This is a genomic window from Bisbaumannia pacifica (assembly GCF_007989625.1).
Taxonomy (GTDB): Bacteria; Pseudomonadota; Gammaproteobacteria; order Pseudomonadales; family Halomonadaceae; genus Bisbaumannia; species Bisbaumannia pacifica.
The window spans coordinates 1-654 of sequence record NZ_BJUK01000111.1 but is presented as its reverse complement, the minus strand read 5'-3'; the positions used below and the strand labels follow the sequence as shown (position 1 = coordinate 654).

General features: G+C 66.5%; 1 protein-coding gene. It reads right to left on the bottom strand.

Going from position 1 to position 654, the window contains the following annotated elements; all coding sequences use genetic code 11:
- Positions 1-74 precede the first annotated feature (74 nt).
- Positions 75-512 (bottom strand): hypothetical protein, encoded by a 438-nt coding sequence (locus tag HPA02_RS18130; RefSeq protein WP_146804610.1) that lies wholly within the window; start codon positions 510-512, stop codon positions 75-77.
- Positions 513-654 lie beyond the last annotated feature (142 nt).

Genomic DNA, 654 nt, shown 5'->3' with positions numbered 1-654 from the left:
TTTGTGCAGTGCCTACCCCCAGAATAGCCACGGTCCAGCAACGATAGATGGAGGATCACTACAATAGCCTTTCCCTACCCCTGGCGGCGGCGGGCGCTGGCGGCGCTGGCGCTGCCCTTGGACGCCGGGTCGTCACCGTCTCGGGGGCCAGCGTCGTTGCCTGTCGGCGGCTCGGACGGCCCGGCCGGGTTGCCGGCCTGGGCGGCGGCCTTGCGCAGCATATCCATCAGCATCTGCTGATATTGACCGAAGCCGGCCATCCCTTGCTCCCAGCCGCTCCCCTGGCCGGTCGCGCCCTTCTGGCCCTGGAAGGCGTGCTTGAAGACCTCGGGCATCAGCGGGTTATCGAGGAAGGGTTGCAGCAGACTGAGGGGGTCATAGCCCTCGACGCCGGCCTCCATCTGCTGCTGGATGCGCTCCAGCACGGCCTGGTGATAGGCCTCCACATCGGGCAGGCCCAGGGCCTGGCGAAACTCGGCGGGGGTCAGGTCGAATTCGAGATGGATCTTCATGGCGTGCCTCGCTGGGAGTGATCTTCCCAGTCTAGCGCCGCCATCACGCAAAAGGCGACCGTCTAGCGGTCGCCTTCGGGAACACGAGAGACATCATCACGCCTGGAGGGTCGGGGCTACCCTGGGGGCAGGCCTTCGCGGA